The organism is Paenibacillus sp. 01L418, assembly GCF_056400045.1.
This window is the reverse complement of record NZ_JBFTSN010000154.1, coordinates 1-13,313: the sequence shown is the minus strand read 5'-3', so window position 1 is coordinate 13,313 and position 13,313 is coordinate 1. Positions and strand designations below refer to the sequence as shown.

General features: G+C 42.2%; 15 protein-coding genes and 1 pseudogene. 1 reads left to right on the top strand and 15 read right to left on the bottom strand.

The genetic code is table 11. The features are described from left to right. Positions 1-115: 115 nt before the first annotated feature. The 11 genes and pseudogenes from AC1DSE_RS18595 to AC1DSE_RS18545 form a co-directional block, all read right to left on the bottom strand. Positions 116-355, bottom strand: coding sequence for a hypothetical protein (locus AC1DSE_RS18595; RefSeq protein WP_477509786.1), 240 nt, complete (start codon positions 353-355; stop codon positions 116-118). Between the two features lie 112 nt (positions 356-467). Then, positions 468-1,367 (bottom strand): NAD-dependent epimerase/dehydratase family protein, encoded by a 900-nt coding sequence (locus AC1DSE_RS18590; protein WP_477509787.1) that lies wholly within the window; start codon positions 1,365-1,367, stop codon positions 468-470. 35 nt (positions 1,368-1,402) lie between these two features. Then, positions 1,403-2,062 (bottom strand): type 1 glutamine amidotransferase domain-containing protein, encoded by a 660-nt coding sequence (locus tag AC1DSE_RS18585; protein WP_477509788.1) that lies wholly within the window; start codon positions 2,060-2,062, stop codon positions 1,403-1,405. Positions 2,063-2,171: 109 nt separating this feature from the next. Further along, complete coding sequence (locus AC1DSE_RS18580) at positions 2,172-3,059, bottom strand: LysR family transcriptional regulator (protein ID WP_477509789.1); 888 nt, start codon at positions 3,057-3,059, stop codon at positions 2,172-2,174. Between the two features lie 276 nt (positions 3,060-3,335). Continuing rightward, positions 3,336-3,875 carry a GNAT family N-acetyltransferase gene (locus AC1DSE_RS18575; RefSeq protein WP_441883974.1) on the bottom strand — a complete coding sequence of 180 codons (540 nt, stop codon included), beginning with the start codon at positions 3,873-3,875 and terminating at the stop codon, positions 3,336-3,338. Positions 3,876-4,247: 372 nt separating this feature from the next. After that, complete coding sequence (locus tag AC1DSE_RS18570; RefSeq protein ID WP_477509790.1) at positions 4,248-5,141, bottom strand: nicotianamine synthase family protein; 894 nt, start codon at positions 5,139-5,141, stop codon at positions 4,248-4,250. A 177-nt stretch (positions 5,142-5,318) separates the two neighbouring features. Beyond that, positions 5,319-5,552: pseudogene (locus tag AC1DSE_RS18565) on the bottom strand (thioredoxin reductase); the annotation flags it as partial. 61 nt (positions 5,553-5,613) lie between these two features. Continuing rightward, the gene (locus AC1DSE_RS18560; protein WP_477528012.1) at positions 5,614-5,778 is read right to left on the bottom strand and encodes an AraC family transcriptional regulator; all 165 of its coding nucleotides are present in this window, start codon (positions 5,776-5,778) and stop codon (positions 5,614-5,616) included. Positions 5,779-6,438: 660 nt separating this feature from the next. Beyond that, positions 6,439-7,305: an SDR family oxidoreductase gene (locus AC1DSE_RS18555; RefSeq protein WP_477509791.1), complete on the bottom strand. Its 867-nt coding sequence runs from the start codon at positions 7,303-7,305 to the stop codon at positions 6,439-6,441. 24 nt (positions 7,306-7,329) lie between these two features. Next, entirely contained in the window at positions 7,330-7,812 is a 483-nt protein-coding gene (locus tag AC1DSE_RS18550; RefSeq protein ID WP_477509792.1) for a hypothetical protein, read from the bottom strand. A 105-nt stretch (positions 7,813-7,917) separates the two neighbouring features. Continuing rightward, positions 7,918-8,487 (bottom strand): MarR family winged helix-turn-helix transcriptional regulator, encoded by a 570-nt coding sequence (locus AC1DSE_RS18545; RefSeq protein ID WP_477509834.1) that lies wholly within the window; start codon positions 8,485-8,487, stop codon positions 7,918-7,920. Positions 8,488-8,787: 300 nt separating this feature from the next. On the opposite strand from AC1DSE_RS18545, the gene AC1DSE_RS18540 reads away from it, so the two are divergent. Next, positions 8,788-9,372, top strand: coding sequence for a hypothetical protein (locus AC1DSE_RS18540; RefSeq protein ID WP_477509835.1), 585 nt, complete (start codon positions 8,788-8,790; stop codon positions 9,370-9,372). Positions 9,373-9,531: 159 nt separating this feature from the next. Here AC1DSE_RS18540 and AC1DSE_RS18535 read toward each other — a convergent pair whose 3' ends face one another. The 4 genes from AC1DSE_RS18535 to AC1DSE_RS18520 all read right to left on the bottom strand — a co-directional run bounded on the left by AC1DSE_RS18535 (position 9,532) and on the right by AC1DSE_RS18520 (position 12,452). Continuing rightward, positions 9,532-10,257, bottom strand: a complete 726-nt coding sequence (locus tag AC1DSE_RS18535) for a glycerophosphodiester phosphodiesterase (protein WP_477528011.1) — start codon at positions 10,255-10,257, stop codon at positions 9,532-9,534. 78 nt (positions 10,258-10,335) lie between these two features. Beyond that, positions 10,336-10,521, bottom strand: coding sequence for a hypothetical protein (locus AC1DSE_RS18530; protein ID WP_477509794.1), 186 nt, complete (start codon positions 10,519-10,521; stop codon positions 10,336-10,338). A gap of 116 nt (positions 10,522-10,637) precedes the next feature. Next, positions 10,638-11,468 (bottom strand): metallophosphoesterase family protein, encoded by an 831-nt coding sequence (locus tag AC1DSE_RS18525; RefSeq protein ID WP_477509795.1) that lies wholly within the window; start codon positions 11,466-11,468, stop codon positions 10,638-10,640. Positions 11,469-11,504: 36 nt separating this feature from the next. Then, on the bottom strand, positions 11,505-12,452 hold the full coding sequence (locus AC1DSE_RS18520) for a glycoside hydrolase family 43 protein (RefSeq protein ID WP_477509796.1): 948 nt from the start codon (positions 12,450-12,452) through the stop codon (positions 11,505-11,507). Between the last annotated feature and the right edge of the window lie 861 nt (positions 12,453-13,313).

Here is a 13,313-nt window from a genome sequence, read left to right as displayed (position 1 = left end):
ATCTATTTCCTGTTTCATCACAACTACCCTCAACCCTCCGATTTTTTATTGGTATTCCTTTAATGTGTAGAGTTTCCCAAGCTATAAAGTGTAATAATTACGATATAACATTGTTTTAAATGTAATGATTACGATTATCACTCACAGGATTGATTATAGCATGATGTTGAACCGTGTCAATATTGATTTTGGTTTTTTTTGGTTTTTCAATACTATTTGACCCTACTAAACAGCGGTTGCGCGGAATTTTATGTTTTTCAAAAAGAAAAAGCCACCTAAAAAGGCGGCTTACAATCCAAAAGAGTGCAAAAGAATATTTTCCATTCCCCGCTCCCAGCTTTAAATCCAATAACAAAGGAACAATTCCCTCCCATTAACCTTTTTCTTCTGTCCTCGATTGGATGAAAGTGCTCTGATTAACGGGAGCTCCTCCCTTGTTGATGCTCTTAAAATTCTCTACTGACTTACTATTGTAAATTGTTTTTTATCCAGCTAAGCAGTGATTCTTCCTTAGGGGCCCAGCCAAGTAAATTTCTTGCGTGAGCCGCACGTACACGGCTGTTTGAAGCGATGGCAAAACGCGCCCAATCCCCAATCTCTGCAATCGACTCGTCTGCGGACCAGCTTATCGTCTTGCCGCCAAAGCCTAGCGCCTCACTGACCGATTTGGCGATGTCCCCGTACGATTCCTCCCCATTTTCGGCAAAGAAATACGATGCGGAAGGTGCTTTTTCAAGTGCCAACACATACAGCTGAACCAAATCCTTGATGTGTACATTGGACCAGCGGTTTACGCCTTTACCAACGTGAACGCCACCTTTCAGCTCACGCGACTTGCGAATAATTTGAGGCAATTGATCGCTTTCCACAGGCAATGCTAATGCATCACCATAGATCATAGACGGGACAATCACGATGCCTCTCACCCAATCCTCAATTCCAGCCCTGCGCACGAGGTTGTTGATCGCTACGCGATTTTCCCTAATATCCATAGGCACAAACGGCGTTTCCTCGTCAAAAATATGTTCGCTCGCTGTATCGCCGCGGGCATCATCCCCAACCACACTCGAACCCGAAGTATGCAGAAATGGTTTCCCGCTTCCGCGCAGCGCAGCAATAAAAGTCTCAACTGCCACTAAATGATCAGAATCGGCCGTATGAATAACTGCGTCGCTGAGTTTGGCATACTTCGTTAGAGTATCTGTATCATCCAACGTTCCAAGTATAGGCTCTATACCGATTTCCCTTAATGCTTCCACCTTATCGGGATTACGAACCAGACCGTAGACGGTATGCCCCGCATCAAGCAAAGCTTTGGCCACCCATCCACCAATATAGCCTGAAGCTCCTGTAACAAACACTTTCATAACTATCCCTCCTCAATCATGTTGTATAACTTAAATTAAGATAACTTTTCAATAACGGCTTTCGTTACAGCAAGCGTAGATTGCGGGTTTTGACCAGTAATGAGGTTGCCGTCCACCTCGTAATGAGTAGACCAGTTCGGCGCTGCCACGAATATTGCTCCTAGATCACGAAGCTTGCTCTCCAGCAAGAAAGGCAGATGCTTGTCCAGCGTCGTTTGGGCTTCCTCCCGATCTGTAAATGCATTGACTCTTTTACCCGCTACAAGCGGTTGTCCATTTGTCAAAGTTACACCAACCAGCCCCGCAGGACCGTGACATACAGCAGCTACAATTTTATCTTGTTCATAAAAATCACGCAGCAGCCTCTTCAGGTTTTCGTCATGCGGTAGGTCGTACATCGTTCCATGACCGCCAGGCAAAAATATAGCGTCGAACCCTTCAGCAGATACTTCATCCAGTTTTATAGTGTTCTCCAAATATTTCTGTGCATTCAATATTTCTTGCGGAGTGTTAGCATCAACACTTCCAGGATCAATTGGGCCGATTCCTCCAAGCGGGCTTGCAACCGTTACTTTATATCCTTGAGCCGTAAACTCCATATATGCTTCGGCGAACTCTGAAAGCCATATGCCGGTCTTTTTTCCTTCATGAATATCGGAATGGTTCGTAACAACGATCAGCACTTCTTTTGACATAATATTTAGCCTCCATTATTTTTTATTCTGCTGCTTCTTTATTTTAAGGCTCAGTTCATATATAAAACAAATTACGAAATAACTGTTCATTTATAATTATTTTTATAAATTAAACAGAATGATCCTTCGTATTTTCCTTAATGACTGACATGATTTCATTGATTAGAGACAAATGCTTATTCTTTAACTGATAAGCGAGATATAGCTCGTTTTTTACTTTTAAATGTTTAAAAATAACTTTTGTTTTCCCTGCTTTTAACGAATCTTGCAAGAGATATGTAGGGATGACACTCAAGCCCATTCCAAGCTCAACAGCATTCAGGATCATATGTAAATTAGGAATGACATGAATAGGTCTAATTTGAGGACGCATCTTAAAATGCTCTCTCCAAATTCTTCTTATGATTGGCAGTTCCAAGCCATAGCTGATCCATTTCTGTTCTGAGAGCCATTGCTCTTCAAGCTTCAGATTATCGAATGCAACAATTTCATAATCGCTTGGAGCAACGATAACAAACTCCTCATCCATCAATTTCAAATACTCGATACCGGGCGTTTGAAACCTTTTGGACATAATGAGGATGTCTAGCTTGTCTTCCTTCAGCAGCTCCAGCAATTGCTCAGCAGTTCCAAAATGTGAAATGGTACAAACATTATATTTAGGAAGCTGCGGCAGTATTTTTTCACTAAAAAACTCATGCGCCGCTCCAATCTTGATTACGCTCAACGTAGGCAAAGAAGTTGATTTAAAGTTCATCGTCGTATTCTCTAACGATTCAATGAGCGGAGCGAGCTGGGAATACAACTCCTTTCCCCGCTCTGTCGGGGTGATTTTTCTAGTCGATCGAATAAATAAAGTTTCTCCGACCTCCGCTTCCAAGGCAGCTAAATGCTGACTCATGGCCGGCTGCGTCATCATGCGGGTTTTTGCTGCTTCGGAAACGGATTGATGCTTGTAAATCGTGCAAAAGCTTCTATACCATTCAAAATCAACCATGCTGAATCCACCTTTGTACTAACATAAATAACACTATATTATCACACCTTGCCAGTGGGAACATGCATTTAAAACACATGGGAATGCAGTTCTATAAAATATTGTTAATATCAATAAAAGTAAGTACAGAGCCGGTTTAGTCAAATAAAACAAATACACAGAAGAAAAACCTTCCAGCAATCGCTTAGAAGGTTCTTTTTGTTGCTTTTAGTGAAGCTTTTCGTCATACAAAAAACGGTCCAAAACTTTCTTGAAGACAGTTTTTTGCATAGTTTGTTACGTAGCAATATCATGTTGCATGATTTTATTGCAATCTAAAAAGTCTAACCGCTCCACTTTATACAAATCATAGATCTGTTGCGCATTATTTATCGATTTATATATTTGATGGTTTATATCATTTGCTAATTTGGCATACGGTAATTTTTCTATCGCCTTCCTCGATCGAATATTTTGTTTACGGACTTTCAAAAATACCGTTTCGATATTATGCTCAAGGAATAGTTCAGTAAAAAAGGATTCCTTCGCTCGTTGGTTATAACCTTTTCCAAAATAAGGAGTTCCAATCCATGTGGCTAAAAAGCCGGTTTTATTAACAATATCATATAGATCAATGGTACCAATGGGATGTCCATTCTCATTTATTATTGTTCTAGATATACATGTCTCCTGTTCTTCTTCAACGATCAACTGTTTGGTTATGAATAAGTATTGTTCATATAATTGGCAATTATAACGAACGTAAGGAAAAACCGCAGGATCCATCATTAAGTCATACAGTGAATGGCATTCCTGCAAATCACGTTTTTTTAACATTAAATCTACCACCTAGTCCTTTTATTTCGCTATTTCTAACCATTAAAGTATATAAAAGAACTTCGATGCTTTAATTAATTCTATWTGGTCTTTGTGTAAATTCATCGTAGAAATTACTTACGCTTTAACTGCGGCAGAGAATGATGTGAGCTGATCTTATCAGCTTGTCCACCATCCCCATTTAAAGCGTGTCCTTTAGCAGATAGTTCACTAAATGAGCAATAAAAATAGCCACCTGGAAGGGTGGCTCGCACTAAAAAAAGTGAAAATGTATAAACTGCTCGACTTATCCCAAACTCCTCATGCAAATCAGATCCTCTAGATCTTCGCCAATAATGTCGATTGCTTTGACGTTATGTACACGATACGATGTCAACCAGGTATGGCAGGAGCAGTCATACTTTCAAGAAACAAGGTCGAATTAATGACTAGCGTTTCTTCAGGCCAAGTTCGCGTCAGAATCCGCCAACCTTGCTTTTTTAACTGCGATTCATCAACCGCTTCATACATGATTCGCTTCATTCCCTCAGCTGTTCGAACAGCTACTAGAGAATCTGGGGATGTACGTTTAATTTGATTCAGCACCCCAAGCTTATCTCTAACGAGACTAGCCACGAATACTCTACTATATGAGCTATAATCAAAATCTGATCCATTCTCCAATACAACAGTCACTTTATTCCCTAATCCCATACGCTCGAGCAAAAAGCATGATGAATCATAGGCCACAGGATCAATTTCTAGGCAGAGAACCTCAACATCCCCGATAAGATGCAAAATAATAGGACTTAGTGGCATCGGCCCACTTCCAACAAAGACAATCCGCGACTTCTCTTTCTGACCATCCGCTCGAGTAATCCGGCGAAGAGTGGACAGCTCCTCACTAACTAAGGCCATATAAATGTTCCAGTAAGACAGCCTTCGAATGTTATCCAAGACGGAATCCTCTGATTTGCTAATGTGAAGAGAATCGCCTAACTCTACTAAAAATTCGGCTTCTGACAACTTATCCTGCAAATTTCGTTGGTTCATTCGAATATATTCGTTGCTAAGAACGGCCTGTACCTCCTCCGGTAAGTAGTGGGAACGTAATTGAAGTGAAAGGCGCCTAATCATGTTCGTAACTAATTGATTAGCAGGAGACAGATCAACTTCTTTTTGAAGAAGTTCATTTACTTCACGGATAAAAGCGATAAAGCCGTCAACCATTTGTATTCTTGTTGTGTTGCTTGTAAGTAAAATAGAACCAGATGAATAAACCTCCATTTACCCATTTCCTCCTTCATTCTCGATCCAATTTCTTACTACAGAATATATTCATATGATTAAGGTTGTATACGAATATAGGAACATGGATGGAACAAAGTAAGGGGACGCGAAGGTTCGCGTCCCCTACTCACTCAAATACTTACTAAGAACCAAATGCACTCCGCAAAATGACTTTTATTTCGTATATAAGCTTTTCATCAGTTCACGGTTTTTTTTCCTAAACAAGTCATTGTGCGAGGATACCATTCCATTCGCATTTGCATCCGGAGTCACGTATTGCTTTGCTTTATTAACTGCGTTCGCAGCGTCCTGGAACGCCCCCGCAATGAGATGCAGCTTTCCATCATGGTGTAAAATATCTCCTGCTGCATAGATTCCTGGCATCGATGTTTCGCTCATCGGAGATCCAAAAATCCAATGATCATGGAGCACATCACCATCAGTTGCTTGCTTAATCTAAATCGGAAAATCAATATATATGATTATCTAATTTATGTGTGTATGCGGATGGAGACACACCAAATTTTTTTAAAAATAATCTGCTGAAATATAAAGGATTCGTATAACCTACGCTAACGGCAATATCGTGGATGGAGAAATTGCCTGCTTTGAGTAGGTCACTGGATCTTTCCATACGATAATTAAAAACATAGTCAATTGGACGGAATCCGGTATATTTGTTAAAGAAGTCATTCTCTCGATTCCTGCAACCAATTAGAACTTGATGTAAGATGCTTAAGAATAATTCCTTGACACGAAGTTTTTCAATCCCTCCAGATGCATGAACATTCTGATGAAGCATGATTTGTAATTCTATCACTCTTGGATTTGCTTCCGGTTCAAGCCTGAAATGAGAGTCGCATTCATGAGTCCAATTTACATCATCTAACTTATCTATTTTATAAAAAAGCGAATAATTCACGCAATATATTTTTCGGCTGGATGACTAAACGATAGACATCTTCTATTTCATAGGTACCAGCAGCAAAGATCTCTGCTAATTTATTTAAATTTATCATTGCTCTCTACCTGCTCCCTAGCATCAAGTCGTTTTTAATGTAAACTTCGAGAATGTTGTATTTATAATTCTCTCATATATTTCTTCGACAATAAATGATGCCCTTATAATATTATCAGAATCGATTACATCAATAGAGTGGCGTAAGAGGTTTTCCTATTTCAAGCAGAACCTTTCGCTGGAATAACTTTAATCACAAAAACCGCCTGAAGGCTGTGACAGCCGGTTCAGACGGTTCAGACGGTTTGGTTTGGAGAACGCTCTATTTACAGAAGCCTACCGAAATATATCCACATTCTCTTGCAGATACCCGTCCAGCGTTCGGGGCTGTCTGCCGAGCAAACGCGTGACATCGTCCGTTGGCCTTTCCGGCACCAACGTAGACATCGTCTGAATTTCTACAACGTGGTTTGCGAGCCAAGGGGGCATGCGCCCTTGCTCAGTCAGATTGCGAAGCATCACTTGAGGCTCCACGTTTATGTAGCGAATCGTCTTGCCTAGCAAAGCGGATAGCTTATCCGCGATCTGCGGATAGCTGTAGATCTCCGATCCGGTAAGCGTATAAATACGACCGGCTGCCTCCTGGTTGGTCAAAACTTCTGCTGCAACGTCCGCTATATCCCGGCAATCGATGAAATTGCAAGGCGCATCGCCCATGACGCCGAAGAAAGCACCTTGAGCTGTAATCGTCGGAACATGGCGCAGCAAGTTTTGCATGAATGCATAGGGACGCAATACCGTGCGAGTCATACCGGCCTCGTCCAAAAACGACTCGATATCGCGATGCCAGCCGGCGACTGCCACGGGCGAGAGCTCCTCGAAGGCTGGACTGGATATTTTGACGATATGCTCGATGCCGGCTTCGGCGGCGAGGCGAATGATCGTCATTTCCATCTCGACCTGTCTCGGGCTGTTGGATATGGTCATGAAGAGCTGCTTCACTCCGGCAAACGCGCGGCGAAGCGATTCGGGATCGGCGGCATCTGCCCCTGCCACCTCGATCGTGGATTTACCTGCATCTCCGAGCCGGTTGCGCAGCATCTCCGGTTCCCTGCTGAGCGCCCGAGCGGGCACCTCAAGATCGGCCAAACGTTTCAAAAGTTCGCTCCCTATCGTGCCTGTTGCTCCAATAATCGCTATCATCTTCTATCTCCTCCGTTTAACGTGTCATTTTTTTTCCAACGCCTTGCGCCAACGCCATGTTATGATCGTGCTTGCAATCGTGCCGGATAATGGAAAATCGATCCATATCCGATCAAACCAAATCGAATAGTCGCTCAAACGAACTGTATCCGGCACTTTGTTCGTCACCCATGCGGCGTAAAAGCCGAGCGAAGCGCAGATTATCGCGAACATGACAACGACTAGCAAACGAGGCGGTCCAACAACCCATCGTATGCTTCTCCCCCGTTTGCGCAGCCAAAGCCCCAATAGCCATGCAATCAGTGCGGACGTTCCCCCAATTGTGGTTAACGCAGCGATCTGAAGGCTCTTGTCGCCTGTGATCAGTCCCCCGATGCCTGCCATGACGGCGGGCGAAACATAGGCCATCAGTACTTCGCGCCATAGCACAAAACCTTTCAATTCGGAACCTTCCGTTGCAAGGCTATAAGCAGGATCTGTATTGTGCGAATGCTTCACATTGCTCATGTTGTCACCCCTTTCTTCCAAAATTTGCTACAAATGTTTATATCGCCATATAATTAGGCGCCTAACTATATGGCGGTAAATAAGGGCTAGCATGACTAGCCCGTTTTACCCTTTCTTTATGCTACCATTTTCCTTGGATGCGCTCGGCTCGTCGGTCAATGCTGACATGCCTTGCGTCACCCGGCCTAACAAATCGAGAAATACTCTGCGCTCCTCGACCGTAAGCAAGCGGACCATCGCTTCCAGTCTCTCGAAGTGCTCTGAAGCCATGTCGCGAAGCTTGCTCGCTCCATTCTCAGTTAAGATGACTGACTTCTGACGGCCATCCGCCGAACTGGTCCGGCGGGATACGTAACCGTCCCGTTCAAGATTGTCGATAAGCCCCGTAACGGTAGCACGCGTTACGCCTAGATGCTCCGCTAATTGCGAGGGCAGCTCTTCGCCCTGGTGATCTTCAAGATCCGCTAATAAACGATACCGGCCTGTGGACAAACCGAATCTGGAAAAATGAATTTCCGCGGCATGTTCAAGCTTGGCTCCAGCGGCCATCAGCCTAGACGCGACAAGTACGGCTTGCGCATCGACGTTCAACCCGTAGCGCTCAATCTGACGTTTCGTTTGGACAAGTGAAGGAACAGCTTGACTATCCATCATTACATTTTTATCGTTCGCCATAAATGTAGTATGGCACCTAATCATTTTTGAGTCAATATTTTTTTTCGCTGTCATCCCAGCTCCTCTCCCCCTCGTGAGTGTCTAGTAACACAAATGGGCGAATGCGCATAGACTAGCGCTGAATATCATGATTCTTTGGCATTGGAGATGTGAGAATTGAGCAATACAAAAACAACTAAGGATAAAGCACAGCAATTTTCCATGAAAAAACTTTCACCCGTAAGCATTGTAAGAGAGCTTCCTCCCGTCCGCGGTAATTTAAGGACCTCCTCCTCAAATTCTAAGCCCTCCGATAATCAAATGGGCACAATATTGGCTATCGATGCATGCGTAGATCGCGCTTTTCGAATTCCTATATTTTTGAGTACAACAAACTCAGTAAATGACCTGCAAGGACAATTTCTGAATCGTCTTATTGCGGAAATTGAAGATGCATTGCTCTTTCCCCGCACATTGCCTGTAAGCGAACAATATCCAGAGAGCATCCTCACGAATATACGACGCTTGGTTTTTTCAAGCTACGGGTTGCTCACGATCAACTTCCGCAAATTTTTTGTTGAAATTCTTCAATCCAATGTGGGGCAGCCGCCATCGAGCACTCCGTTCTGGGAAGGATCGACTTTCTCTCAAATCGAGCCTGCCATGGCTTTTCAATTCGGAATTCCAATATTATTAGTTAGAGAGAAAGGAACGGACGTCAATAATGGCGTTTGGGCTGGTGGAATCACACCTCTCAACATATTTATTGATTGGGATTCCGACAACCAATCCGTTGACGATTTCTTTAACAGTGTTCAATGGAGAGAGGTCTTTGCAAATTGGACTGCAGAGGTAAGAGGTAACTATTTACTAAGAACGGAACCCTTGTTCAATAATCAACATTAATTATAAATCCACAGCCTTAATGGCTGTGGATTTTTAAGAATGAAGGTGAACCAAGTGTGAGCGTGTGCAAGTGATTAAGCCTAAAAAAAAGACAACCTTCATCAAAAAGGTTATCCTTTACACAGTTAAAATGTTATTCATGTACTTCTAAATGACTTATTAAGAGATATGTAATTCGGGATTTTTGCGGTAAAAATCCGCCCAAAGCTCCAGATTGTCAGTTGTAACCAGAGATGTCGGATATTTTTTTGCGATTAACTCCATATCCTCAATCGTATCAATCGGCCAAGGGCCGGATTCAATGCCGTGCTCCGCAATCATTTCCGCATATTTCAGCGTCATAAATTGTTTTTGCACCCCAAGATACGTACAGCGGATCTCCTTCATAAACGGGAAAACGTAAGGCATACTGCCACCGCAAATCATTCCCAATTCAATATTAGGATCAAGTTCTCTAGTACGTGCTATGGAAAAATGGTCGAAGCTGATAATCCGCGATTGGTCCAATGTATTCGTACGGCGAACAACATCCAGCACCGATTCTTCCAGTCCCGGATACCGGTCTCCGGTTTGCTTTAATTCGATAAGCACAGAAATGTTGCCCTTGAGCAATTTCATCGCTTCCTCCAGCGTCGGGATCGTTTCTATTTCCTTCACACGGAACCTTTTCAATTCCTCCAACGTATAATCGCGGATCAAACCTTGCCCGTCCGTCATACGGTCAATGGCAAAATCGTGCATCAGCACGGGCACACCGTCCTTAGACAAATGGACGTCTAGCTCCAAGTGGGTAAAGGACAAGTCAATGGCAGCCTGAAACGAAGATAATGTATTTTCCGGTAATCTCACCGRATAACCCCTATGCGCTACACCTCTGATTTTCATAGCCTTATCCTCCACTATTATGAATTTATGAATAGGCATTCGGCTGATAAAGTAAACAGCAGAATCTGCAAGCAAATTCTAGTATTTCTTAACTGTCAGATTCGAATCCGCCGGTTGTTCGATACGAGAGACTTTCTGAAACCTCTGCCGCTCTACATAGTTGGCGAATCTTGCAAACATCATGCTTGTCAGTACAGCAAAAAGCACGAAACCATAGAAGCCGGCTCCTAACCCGATACCCGCTCCACCCACGAACAGTATCATGGCCGCCGAAGTTCGTAGTATAGTTCGAAATGACGTACGATATCTGACACGGCGCCTGCCAGAGCATCATTCATTGCCTTGCCTCCACTCCAGAGCRATCTTTTTAGTTTGTGCCACTAAAACTTCATGATTTGATCCCGATCCGCATTTTGCCCATATGCATTTAATGGCCGATGATACAGAGGTAATTTTTCATATAAAACCTGTGCAGCTCTTACTAATTCTTCATCCTCGATGGCTACAATTCGGGTGCGAACTTCAGACTTATCGATTTCCACGATGCGTATGGAAGGATGACACAACCCTGCAGCAGTTTGAATAAAATTCCATTGCCCTTCCTTTACAATGGAGTGTACGTGATTGTGGCCGTTGAAGTAAAAACAGTTTCCTTGTCTTTTTTGTAATACGGCTCGCATATCAATCGTAGGATCAATATGCATCTTCTCATCCAGTGACCCAGTTGTCGTGTTATATAGGGGATGATGGGCAAAAACCAAGATTGGCTTAGATGGAGAAACGAGCATTTGTGCCTCCAACCATTCCAATTGTTCCGGATTAAGATGACCGCTATAATCTTGCGGGTCCATTTCTCTAGTCGAATCAACAAACACGAACAGGGCATCACTTGTTTCATATACATCGTTTAATGGTTGATCAATCAAATATTGAAGTTTTGTTTTAGGTAATTCATATGCATCGTGATTCCCTAGTACTTGTCGAAACGATACACCGGAGCTACGAATATACTGATATACGTTTTCGAATTCTTCCTCCGTTCCCATGTGAGTCAAGTCGCCAAGGGAGATGTGTAAATCTGCCTCGATTTCGAATAGCTTTTGCAAATATTTTTCATAGAAACATTCTTTAGCCCTTAACAGTTCTTCATTTCCTTGCACAAATTTGTTATCAAAAAAATGCAAATCTCCAAATAGCGCCAAACGCATCATTTTATCTCTCCCCTATCTAAATTTGAGTCGATTTCATTATTCGCCAGAAGGCACATCAATTGGCTGATCGATTGGGACCGGAATTCCGAAATCGGGATTACCTTGTTCATCCCATCCGAATTTTTGTGCTCTAGTACTTCTATGCGCACTTCCTGCGCCTGATACTGAAATAGCGTGGTAGATTATCCAATCTTCCTTGCCATCAGGTGACTTAACAAAACTATTATGTCCTGGCCCGAACACTTCGTTTTCCAAGCTCTTTTGGAATACTGGACTTTCGGTTTTTATCCAAGATTTTGGATTCATCAAATTATCCTGTTCAGAGCACGTCAGCAAACCTAGTGAATAGTCATCAGACCAACAAGTGCTAGCCGAGAACACAAGAAAAATCTTCCCGTTATTTTTCAAAATTACAGGGCCCTCATTAATCGCCATACCACCTTGCATTTCCCAAGGGTCCGTTGGTGCACTTAGCAGGACGTTTTCTCCTTCTAATGTCCAAGGATTGATCATTTTTGCCATATAAATCGCAGACCCATACTCCGGAAAATGGCCATATCCCGCATATAGGAAAAAAAGACTGCCCATATGTTCAAATACCGTACCGTCCAAGCCTGCATATTCTGTATTAATAAATCCTTTATCCGTCCAGGTTCCTTCAAAAGGGTCATCTTCCTCATTCTCAAGGACAAATATTTTACGAGTACTGTCCCCGCCCCCATCATTCGCCGTATAATATACATACCATTTTTTGTTAATATAATGAATTTCTGGAGCCCAAAGATTATTACTGTTAATTCCGGTCTCTTCCGGGATCCAGATTGTTTTTTTGTCACCGTTGGCGATATTCGTAATATTGTCTGATCTCCATAGGTCTAGACGATTCCTTCTTGTAACCATAAAATAATAGGTTCCATCTACGTGTTTATACATCCAAGGATCCGCGCCATGCACTAGTAATGGATTCACAAAAGTTTTGCTCATACGATTCCCCACTCTTCTAAATTATTTGAAGTTCGTTTACTCAACAGGTGAAGATCTATGCTTATAGTAGTAGTCTTGGCCTGTCGATCCATAGACCCGCCGTTGCTTTTATTTCCCAACTTCACACTTTTTTGAAGGCAAGCATGGAGTAATGCCTTCTTTTCCTATTTTTTAATACCATGCCTAGATATTTGTGTTCATTATACTTAGGATATTTCAAAAGTTATATATTAAATTTAGTACATAATATATAAGTTATAATAAAGAGTATGAGCTGTTGTCTAATTGAAGAAATCATCGCAGATTTCGCATTTTCAGTGAATACCTCATTAACCGCCATATATTCCGAAAATGCAAAAAAGACAGCTGATAAGATTGTTTAAATTAGCATTTCGCTTAATAATGCTTTATGAAATATTCTTTAATTTGGAATACCCTCATTAGATTTATATTAATATACTTCTCACTATACGATTCTGGTGTTTTTCATTCTATTAGTGATTATTGCTTGTAGTTGAGGTATCCTCGGCCGCAATGATAGAAGAGAAGAAATATCTATCCAGAAGTCTCGTAGTTTGGGTCTTTTGTGTTCTAAAATTCATATCTAGAGCTTCAATATTCAATCTGGTCACTCATCACCGCAGAGAAAACGTCCAATCCCAAAGCATCATCCGCACATAATCTACATAGCGTTTAAAAATCGGGATGTGATTGTTTAGCAACATAAACTTCCGGTACAAACGTTTGAGTTCTCAAGCAATGCAAAACTGTACGTTCACACACATTGTCCTAGCCTTTTATAAAAGGCTAGTATCATACCAGAACAAACATCCAATCACTAAGTTCTATCAGTACATACTC